Source organism: Flavitalea sp. (assembly GCF_035489435.1).
Classification (GTDB): Bacteria; Bacteroidota; Bacteroidia; order Chitinophagales; family Chitinophagaceae; genus DATHKG01.
The window spans coordinates 22,651-32,227 of sequence record NZ_DATHKG010000073.1 but is presented as its reverse complement, the minus strand read 5'-3'; the positions used below and the strand labels follow the sequence as shown (position 1 = coordinate 32,227).

Below are 9,577 nucleotides of genomic sequence, written 5' to 3'. Positions count from 1 at the left end.
GAGAGGTCCGGCATGGCATTTATCAATCCAGGTTTCTTAAGGCCGCCACTGATAAAAAACATATTATTCGCTGTGCCATGATCAGTTCCGTTGCTTGCATTTTGAGTTACCCTCCGGCCGAATTCTGAAAAGGACACAATCATTACATCCTGGAACCGGTTGTTAGCTTTGAGGTCCTTTACAAAAGCCTCTATAGAGTCATTCATTTCCGCGAATAACTTCGTTTGTTTATTATCCTGGGCAACATGAGTGTCGAAACTTCCCAGGGAGAGATAATAAACTTTGGTGTTGATATCTGAAAATATCAAAGATGCTATTGTTTTGAGGCTCTTACCTATTTCGGTTTTGGGATATGCAGCACTGCTTGGATGCAGGCGACTTTGTTTAAAAATATAACCGGCACTGGATAAGGTATCAGCCATGGTTTTATAAAGATAATCGACTGGTTGGTCGCTGCTGCCAGGTTGATGTGCATTGCTGATCCCGCGGAAAAAAGCTTCATTGGCCGGATTGAGCAGACGTGCGGGATCCTTTACTGCCAGTGCTTTTGCCGATTTTCCTTTCAAAGCCAGGCTTAGTGTATCATCTACTTCAAGCGCCTGGGTTGGAACGTCACAACCTGCACATTGCGCATCAAGGTATCTTCCTATCCATCCATTATTTATGTACTTTTCACTATCGCTTGCACTTTGCCAGATGTCCATACTCCGGAAATGCGAACGATCGGGATTCGGGTAGCCGACACCATTCATTATTGCCAATTCTCCCTCATCGTAGAAAGACTTAAATGACTTTAATGCAGGATGAAGGCCGGCATCTGGAGTCAAATTAAGAACAAGATCTTTTTTTATACTTAACGATGGTCTTAACTTATAATACATGTCGTTTGATACAGGAATTACCGTATTGAGACCATCGTTTCCACCACTTAGCTGAAGCACGACCATCACTTTATTACCAGGCGGCACCATGGCTTTCTTTTCAAATGCCTTCAAAAATTGTGGAACCATCATCGACGCAGCAGCCAACGATCCGGTTTGTATAAATGTTCTTCTTTTAATTAACATACAATTCTTTTTATTCAAATGATTAAGTCGAATGATTAAGTCGAATGATTAAGTCAAATGATTCAATGAAATGATTCAATCAAATAATGCTATCACATAATTTATCAAAATGATTACGCCAGATAATCGTTTAAACATAACGTGCGGACATACCGGTTATACATATGGCAAGGCATGTATGCTACCCCGGGTCAGTTTTATATAATTATATAATTAACACAACTGGTATTCAGGCATGCACATCAGCTGAATAGCAGTTGATTTAATAAAGCTTTCACGGCTTTCCGCATCAGCAAGCGAACCAATTAATATCTGTTGATTATCCATCGGTGGGATCAGCATAAGGTCAGCAATATGTTTTGTAAGCTGGTCACGTTTTATTTTCTCAAATATTTCCAGGTAGCGTTTCCAGTTTATGGTTGCTTGTATAACCTGGGCAGCGGCTTTCCTGTTTTGCCTGATTTTTTCAATCAGCGGATCGGTCATACCCATCATCTGGTCATCATTGTCTTTTGGAGACAGGTTAACATTACCTGATTCAAACATAAGTTTTGGAATCTGCAACCTTAACATTAATGATGAACTGTCTATCCAGTTATAACCACCGGGCCAGCCGGCAACATTTGGGGGGTAAAACAATGTCTGCCCGAGAAGCCTTTGCAACAACAATTGGCTGGGTTTGTTTTCTATCACGGGATCAAATGTTCTTCTGATCCCTACAATTAATTCAACAGGTGATTTAATGTGATTGCCGATATTTTCGGATTCAAAAAACCAGTCGCTTTGAAATATATTACTCAACAACTTCGAAATATCATATCCTGAAGAATAGAAACGATCAGCCAGCACCTTTATATTTTCTTCGTTTGCTTTGTCGTTTACAAAATACCGGTAGATTTTTCCGGTGATAAAATATGCCGTTTCTTTTTGCTCCAGCAGGATGTTCAGTATATCGTCTCCCTTGAAATTACCTTTACGCCCAAGAAAAGTTTTTTCATTTTCATCATGTTGTTGCGGCCTGAAAACAAACTCACCCGAAGGAGTGGCTCCCCAGCCGGTAAAAGCACGGGCGGCTTCCTTAATATCCTTTTCCGAGTAACTGCCATGACCCATAGTAAAAAGTTCCATTACTTCGCGGGCGAAATTTTCGTTCGGGCGGTTCTTCCTGTTTTGATTATTGTTGAGATAGTTTATCATTGAAGCAGACTTGCTAACTTCTTTCAACAGGTTGCCAAAGCTACCAAGGGCATTGACCCTTATTATGTCCAGCAGCTTTTGTTGGTGGAGAATATTGCCGCTGTTTGTTGCGAAATGGCCATGCCAGAATAAGGAAATTTTTTCCCTCAGTTGTTGTTTGCTTGTTACCATCTGATCGAGCCAGGTTAGATTCAGCGTTTTTATATTTTCACGCGATCTTTGAGCAAGGCGCCGGCGATCAGTTTCAGATGGACCTTGCCCTTTTTTACCTGGAACTACATTTGGGGAACTTTTCTGGCCGGCCACGATGCCAGCATTCATCATAGCATCTGCAGATTGTTTCGGCGTTAAAGAAGCTCCCCTATAAGCGGAGCTAACTTCATTGTCTGCAACATCAATATAAGCAGGGGTTCCGCCAGAGTCCCGGAGCATTTTTCTCCATATAGATTGTGGTGATTCTGTTGAAAGTGATTTCAGATCCTCAAGTCCAGGCCCAAAACCAGCCCTCCACATTAAATGCTGATTTTTACGGAGATTGGAAATTGACATAACATTCTTTTGTCTTTGGACGGCAAAGAAGAACAAAAGTTTAACGAGGTTGAAAAAGAAAGGATATACCCTGCTCCGGTATATCCCGACTATAATAATTTGACGTATATTTTATCAATAATAATTTTTTTAGTAATTATTGAGCGATCAAAACCCTCAGTCCCACACTTAGTTCTGTTGCATTTGATATTGATGTTCCGACTGAAAACGCAGATTGTTTGTACTCGCTGCCATCTGTACGGGTATATTTGTCCATTCCATGCGAAATATATAAAAGACCAGGCAGGGAAGCCTCCAGGTGGAGCTTTCTGTTTACCTCGAATGAAATGCCGGGATAAGCATTAAGATTAACGGTGTAGCCCATGCTCTCATCACTCGAATTGGATTCCTGCTTTGTTGTGTTATAGGATCCACCGGCCCGGGCATGACCAAACAGATAAAAGCCTTTACCAATCGGTGCATATTTTCTTATAAAAACACCACCGCCGATTAACTGCTGCGATGTTTTAGTAGAATCATTGTTCCTGGTTTGTTGGTTTTGATAGGTAATGTCGAATCCTGCAACAAGGTTTTGTTTGATTGCTTTCCCGATTGAAGGACTAATGCCCAGGTTTGTATTTTTGTAATTGTAGTTTTCATTTTTCTGGGTTGAAAAATATAAGTTTCCTCCCAGGAAAACACTTCCCTTACTTATTTGGGCAGAAGCAGACAGTGATGTGAACGTGATAACGGTAATGAGTAGATGTTTTAATTGCATAGTAAAGTTTTAGATGTCTAAAGTGGAAATAAAAAAGGACAAACCCATTTGAAGATTTGTCCTTTTCTTATCTTTTGCAATACTTTATGTTAAGCTAAACACAAACCTAAAACTATTGCAGCGTTTAAAAAATAGTGCTGTCTGTCAACAGTTTTATTAAAAACGATTTAATGTTCCTGATCGTAGAGTTGTCTACAAACGTTCAGCTCCGAAATAAGAATGCAGTACCGGTGGAAGCCTGATCCCGTCAGCCTCTTGATTATTCTCAAGCAAACATGCAATGATACGGGGTAATGCAAGTGAACTTCCATTTAAGGTATGCAGCAGCTGCGTTTTGCCGTTAGCATCCTTGTAACGTATTTTCATCCGGTTGGTCTGATAGGTTTCAAAGTTTGAAACAGAACTTACTTCAAGCCACCTATCCTGGGCTGCACTATAAACTTCAAAATCATAGGTGAGTGCAGATGTAAAGCCCATGTCACCTCCGCATAATTTAAGAATACGGTAAGGAAGTTCAAGCTGCTGAAGAAGTGTTGCAACATGTTGAACCATTTTTTCAAGCACATCATAACTAACCTCCGGTTGAACAATTTGTACCACCTCTACTTTATCAAACTGGTGCACACGGTTCAACCCGCGCACGTCTTTACCGAAGCTTCCGGCTTCCCTACGGAAACATGGAGTATAGCCCGTCATCATTACTGGTAAAGCCGACTCTTTCAGAATCTCATCACGATAAATATTTGTGAGTGGAACTTCGGCTGTGGGTATCAGGTAGAAACCGTCTTCAGTTATATGATACATCTGTCCTTCTTTGTCCGGCAACTGGCCTGTGCCGTAAGCGGTGGCTTCATTCACCATCAATGGCGGCTGGTATTCAACATAACCTGCACTGGTATTATAGTCGAGGAAATACTGGATTAACGCACGCTGCAATTTTGCCCCCTTTCCTTTAAAAAGCGGGAACCCGCTACCTGTGATCTTCGCGCCTGTCTCGAAATCTATAATATCATACTTTTTAATAAGTTCCCAGTGAGGAACAGCACCAGCATCAAGCTGTGGTTTTTTTCCCCATTCACTCACAACAACATTGTCGGCCGGTGTTTTTCCGGGAGGCACCTGTGCTGATGGAATATTAGGAATTTTTACAAGAGTTTCATGTAGTTGCTTTTCAACAGTGCTCAACTGAGCCTGCATTGGTAACAGGGCATTTCTTATTTCTGCTACTTCAGTCTTTTTTGACTCTGCCGCTTCTTTCTGACCTTTGGCCAGCAGCTGTCCAATCTCCTTTGAAGAAGTATTTATTTTTGCGAGATTGGTATCTGTATCTGACTGCAATTTTTTACGCTGATCATCAAGCGCTATTATTTCATCTATAAGACTGATATCTGCAAAATTCCGGACAGCAAGTCTTTCTTTGACAAGATCTGTATACTGCCGGATGAATGCCACCTGTAACATGTTGCTAAATTTTGGCAAAGGTAATTGATGAGTTGCACAACGACAACCAATTAACGATCTGTGGGGCTATCTTTGCAGTATGGATGCACAGTATGATCTTCAAACAAGATGGTGGACACTAGAAGCAAAACTTGTGGAGCGTTTTGGTAAAAAGCCAGATATAGAAACAGTGTTATTTCTGATCGGGATACAGGAATTTGGTGATATAAGACCTCGTTTTACAAAAGAACAGAAGCAGGATCTGATGCACATTGCAGTCTGTTCACTTTTATCTCAAAGCGGTTACTATGAGATTGATGGCTATGATGATGATGGCTGGCCGCATTTCAGGCAGTTGAAAGAATTACCGGTGATGGATGCATTTCAGCAGGAATTATATCTCAAGGATCATATTTTACTGTATTTTGAGACACACGAATTTTAGATTTTCATGAAGTTTAATCATTCCCGACGAAAACTTTTTTCGCGCTTTACTTTTACTGTGCAATATGATTTTTTCAACTCTTTCTTTTTTGCTACGCTGATATGCTTCCTGCTGGTTGGTTGCAGCCCACGTTTATCAAAGCCTGTCAGCAAAAGGGATCTCGGCAAAGATATCGAGATGATTACTGACCGTGGCACCATGATACTTCGTTTGTCAGATTCAACTCCACTTCATCGTGATAACTTTATCAGGCTGGTAAAGTCAGGATTTTATAACGGAATCACTTTTCATAGAGTTATACAAGGCTTCATGATACAGGCAGGAGATCCACGGACGAAGAAAACAAAAGACAGCGCGTTCAGAAGCAGTACCAGGATCCCGGCCGAGATAAGGCCGGAATTGTATCATAAAAAGGGTGTGCTGGCCGCAGCAAGAGAAGGCGATGCCTCGAATCCTACAAGAGCTTCGAGTTATAGCCAGTTTTACCTTGTACAGGGAAGGGTTTTTACAGATTTCAGCCTTGACTCTACAGAAACATACAGGCTGAAAGGCAGGAAACTGCCGGTTGCTCACCGGGAGGTGTATAAAACCCTTGGTGGTTCGCCTCATCTTGATCAGAATTACACCGTTTTTGGTGAAGTAATAAGCGGCATCGGCGTAATTGACCTCATAGCGGGGAGCAAAACAAGCGGTAAAGAAGGCGGCGACCGGCCCTTGCAGGATATACGCATTCAAAAGATGCGACTTGTGTCAAGGAAATAGCAAATTCCAAATCTCGTGTTAACCGTTATATTTGCCCATAAAATATCAAAACATGAATTTTCCGGAAAATTTGCGCTATACAAAAGATCACGAATGGGTTCGCCTGGAAGGTAAAACTGCAACGATTGGTATCACTGATTTTGCCCAGTCAGAACTTGGAGACATCGTGTATATCGAAATAGAAACGGTAGGCAAATCACTTCCGTCTGAAGCTGTATTTGGTACTGTTGAAGCAGTAAAAACTGTTTCGGACCTGTTTCTTCCTATTGCCGGAACAATCGATGGAATCAACCCGGTATTAGCCAATGCTCCTGAATTGGTCAACTCTGATCCTTATGGAGAAGGCTGGATGGTAAAAGTTACTATTAATGATCCCGCTGATGTTGATGCACTGATGGATGCCGCTGCCTATAAGAATCTCGTCGGCGCTTAAATCCATTAATTACCACATCTCGTAGATTTTCTAAGAACAGATTGATATATTGAGCCTTCATTGGGTACGACAATAACATATACTGAACATCAGCTGGTGTCTTTGTTGAAGCAAAGGGATAATAAAGCATTTGAATATTTATATGACAACTACTCAGGCGCGTTATATAATATTGTTATGCAAATATTGAATGATGTTGATTTGTCAAACGATGTGTTACAGGAAGTATTTGTAAATATCTGGCGGAAGATTGAAAGCTACGACTCCATTAAAGGCCGCCTGTTTACCTGGATGTTGAATATTACACGGAATGCCGCTATAGATGTTCTTCGATCAAAAAGTTACCAGAATAGCCAGAAAAATCAATCAATATCAGAACAATCCGAATTTGACATCGGGGGTAAGACCTCGCAGTTGAATGTCGACAATATTGGTGTACGTAAAGTATTGGAGAAATTAAAAGTTGAACAACGTGTGTTAATTGAATTAGCTTATTTCAAAGGATACACACACGAAGAAATTGCGGAGATAGAATCGATTCCGTTAGGAACAGTAAAAACAAGGATAAGAAGCGCCTTGATTCAATTAAGAGAACATTTGAAGTGAATGTAAACGATTACATATCAAGTGGCATAGTCGAAAGCTATGTTTTGGGCCTGGCCGATGAGGCTGAAAGGGCTGAGTTTGAACGCATGTGTGCAGCGCATGACGAAGTACGGGCTGCCCGGGATGCTTTTGAACTTTCCCTCGAAAGGCAGGCTCAGGCTGATGCCGCTTTGCCTCCTCATCATGTAAAAAGCAAATTGTTTGCTGAACTATCAATTGCCCTGGCTGCCACTCCTGAACAGGAATTAAATGAAACTAAGAATGGGTTGAATGATCCTAAAAAAGGTTTTAATGTTTCCGGTGAAGAATTTAATGATGTTGGCCAGGGTGTCAATGCTTCACCTGAAAGGGGTGCTAAAGTGGTATCCGGAACAGGATGGGTAAAATATCTTGCAGCCGCTTCTGTTTTACTATTGGTAGCAAGTACTGTGTTAAATTTTTATCTGTTCCGTCAATACCAGGATTATAGTGAGCGTTATTCAAGCCTCCTGTCGAGTCAGACACAACTTGCAAATAATAATCGTGCGCTTCAGACTAGTCTCGATAACTATCAGAAAACAATGGGCTTCCTTAAAGATCCTAATACTTCAGTGATTAAGATGGCGGGTAACCTGGTGCCCAAAAATGGCAGCCCGGAACCTTCGAGCCTTGCTACTATTTATTGGAACAAAAGTAGTTCTGAAGTATATCTCCTTGTAAACGCACTTCCGAAGCCAGCTTCAGATAAACAATACCAGCTTTGGGCAATTGTTGGAGGCAAGCCGGTGAGTGCAGGTGTATTCGATATGGATCAGGCAGATGCCATGCTAAAGATGGCTAATATACCCAACGCAGAGGCGTTTGCCGTAACGCTTGAGAAATACGGCGGAAGCGAAACTCCACAGGGGGCCATGTACGTATTAGGGACCACTTGACTTTATTCGCTGATTATATTTTCTTTAAGTATTATATCTCTGAGTAAGAAAGTCCCCGTTTTTTATTAATTTTCCTCAATATGCTCAGGCTGATCCGTAAATTTTCTGCTGGTACTTTAATTCCTATTCTCTGGACACTTATAACGATCGCTTTACTATGTATACCCGGATCAGATTTGCCCGGAGCGGGTATTTTTGGGACTATAGAAAACTTCGATAAATTAATCCATATCGTTTTGTTTGGTGGCATTGTGTTGTTTTGGGGAACCTGGTCGCATCTTCGCAATCCTGAAGACAAAGCCTGGTTTAAAGCCGTTTGTAGTATTACCCTTGGCGTTATTTTACTTGGGATAATAATGGAATATGTTCAGCTTTACTTTATTCCCCGCCGTGACTTCGATAAAGGTGATATTTCAGCCGACATCGCAGGCGCCATAGCAGCTTTCGGTTATCTCATTATTGTCCGCAAAAAGTAATGTTCGCTAAATCCTGATCGCCAACCAATTCCTGATCCCGGGCGTGTATTTACACAGAAAGGCCCCTGTGGAAACAGGGGCCGTAACCAAAACTAACTGCTTATGAGAAAATTGACTGCTTTTATTAAATTTTGTGTTCTGATCTTAGTAGGCAAATCTGATGCCAGCACAAAGACCATATCGAAGAACTACTTTTTAATATCAGACAGATGATTTTGTTTTAATTGATATAGCAAAGCAACGATTTCCTTAGATAATATCCTGAGAATTACGGTTTATTTCTCAAATCCTTAACATTGCACTTACTGAATTTAAGAAAAAAATCCGGCAATTCCTAGCAGGATTTTTTTTATGCCTTTTATCATTCTCCTGATCCTTTTATCCGTATTAACAGGGCTGGTTAATTCTTGAACATATTCATCAGATCCTGCATGTCAACGTCGCCATCTTTGTCCTTATCAAGTCCACCTTTCAGTTTGCCCATCATACCCGAAAGATCCATTCCACCTGTTTTACCGCCCGTAAGCGAATTGAAAATTGATTGCAGGTCAAAACTGCTATCGCCGGAGTCGTTGGTCTTGTTGACAAGACTATTCAACACCTTTGGAATGATCCCACCTGCCAGCCCGCTGGCTGTCTGGCTATCAAGCCCGAATTTTTTTGTGAGATTTGAAATCATATCACCTGAAAGTGATTGAGTCACAGAGCCCGGAGCCTGGTTTCCTCCATTCTTAAACATTCCAAGAAGATCGTTCAGTCCTTCGCCACTGGCCAGGTTCTGAAGACTACCGGTAATTGATCTGCCGGTTTCTTCTACAACTTCGCCTTTTTTGTCGGCAGGGATAGCAGGGTTGTTATTTACTTCTTCACCTGCGTATTGTTTTACGAGATTCATCAGGTTGTCTAACATAATATATAATTTAACTGTAAG

At 41.3% G+C, this 9,577-nt stretch carries 11 protein-coding genes; 6 read left to right on the top strand and 5 right to left on the bottom strand.

Going from position 1 to position 9,577, the window contains the following annotated elements; all coding sequences use genetic code 11:
- The 4 genes from VK664_RS11550 to serS all read right to left on the bottom strand — a co-directional run.
- On the bottom strand, positions 1-1,067 hold a 1,067-nt coding region (locus VK664_RS11550; protein WP_461398814.1), incomplete at its 3' end, for a DUF1501 domain-containing protein.
- 213 nt (positions 1,068-1,280) lie between these two features.
- Positions 1,281-2,813: a DUF1800 domain-containing protein gene (locus VK664_RS11545; protein WP_461398813.1), complete on the bottom strand. Its 1,533-nt coding sequence runs from the start codon at positions 2,811-2,813 to the stop codon at positions 1,281-1,283.
- Positions 2,814-2,949: 136 nt separating this feature from the next.
- Complete coding sequence (locus tag VK664_RS11540) at positions 2,950-3,570, bottom strand: hypothetical protein (RefSeq protein ID WP_461398812.1); 621 nt, start codon at positions 3,568-3,570, stop codon at positions 2,950-2,952.
- A 192-nt stretch (positions 3,571-3,762) separates the two neighbouring features.
- Complete coding sequence (serS, locus tag VK664_RS11535) at positions 3,763-5,031, bottom strand: serine--tRNA ligase (protein ID WP_461398811.1); 1,269 nt, start codon at positions 5,029-5,031, stop codon at positions 3,763-3,765.
- A gap of 79 nt (positions 5,032-5,110) precedes the next feature.
- Here serS and VK664_RS11530 point away from each other — a divergent pair, with 79 nt between their 5' ends.
- The 6 genes from VK664_RS11530 to VK664_RS11505 all read left to right on the top strand — a co-directional run bounded on the left by VK664_RS11530 (position 5,111) and on the right by VK664_RS11505 (position 8,646).
- Positions 5,111-5,455: a hypothetical protein gene (locus tag VK664_RS11530; RefSeq protein ID WP_461398810.1), complete on the top strand. Its 345-nt coding sequence runs from the start codon at positions 5,111-5,113 to the stop codon at positions 5,453-5,455.
- Between the two features lie 6 nt (positions 5,456-5,461).
- On the top strand, positions 5,462-6,217 hold the full coding sequence (locus VK664_RS11525) for a peptidylprolyl isomerase (protein WP_461398809.1): 756 nt from the start codon (positions 5,462-5,464) through the stop codon (positions 6,215-6,217).
- A 52-nt stretch (positions 6,218-6,269) separates the two neighbouring features.
- The gene (gene gcvH, locus VK664_RS11520) at positions 6,270-6,650 is read left to right on the top strand and encodes a glycine cleavage system protein GcvH (protein ID WP_461398808.1); all 381 of its coding nucleotides are present in this window, start codon (positions 6,270-6,272) and stop codon (positions 6,648-6,650) included.
- 60 nt (positions 6,651-6,710) lie between these two features.
- Positions 6,711-7,256: an RNA polymerase sigma factor gene (locus VK664_RS11515; protein WP_461398807.1), complete on the top strand. Its 546-nt coding sequence runs from the start codon at positions 6,711-6,713 to the stop codon at positions 7,254-7,256.
- A complete protein-coding gene (locus VK664_RS11510) occupies positions 7,253-8,170 on the top strand; it encodes an anti-sigma factor (RefSeq protein ID WP_461398806.1) in 918 nt (305 codons plus the stop codon). Before VK664_RS11515 ends, VK664_RS11510 begins: the two co-directional genes overlap by 4 nt.
- An 80-nt stretch (positions 8,171-8,250) precedes the next feature.
- Positions 8,251-8,646, top strand: coding sequence for a VanZ family protein (locus VK664_RS11505; RefSeq protein ID WP_461398805.1), 396 nt, complete (start codon positions 8,251-8,253; stop codon positions 8,644-8,646).
- A gap of 400 nt (positions 8,647-9,046) precedes the next feature.
- Here the strand turns inward: VK664_RS11505 and VK664_RS11500 are convergent, their stop codons facing one another.
- Positions 9,047-9,556 carry a hypothetical protein gene (locus tag VK664_RS11500; RefSeq protein ID WP_461398804.1) on the bottom strand — a complete coding sequence of 170 codons (510 nt, stop codon included), beginning with the start codon at positions 9,554-9,556 and terminating at the stop codon, positions 9,047-9,049.
- Positions 9,557-9,577: the final 21 nt, after the last annotated feature.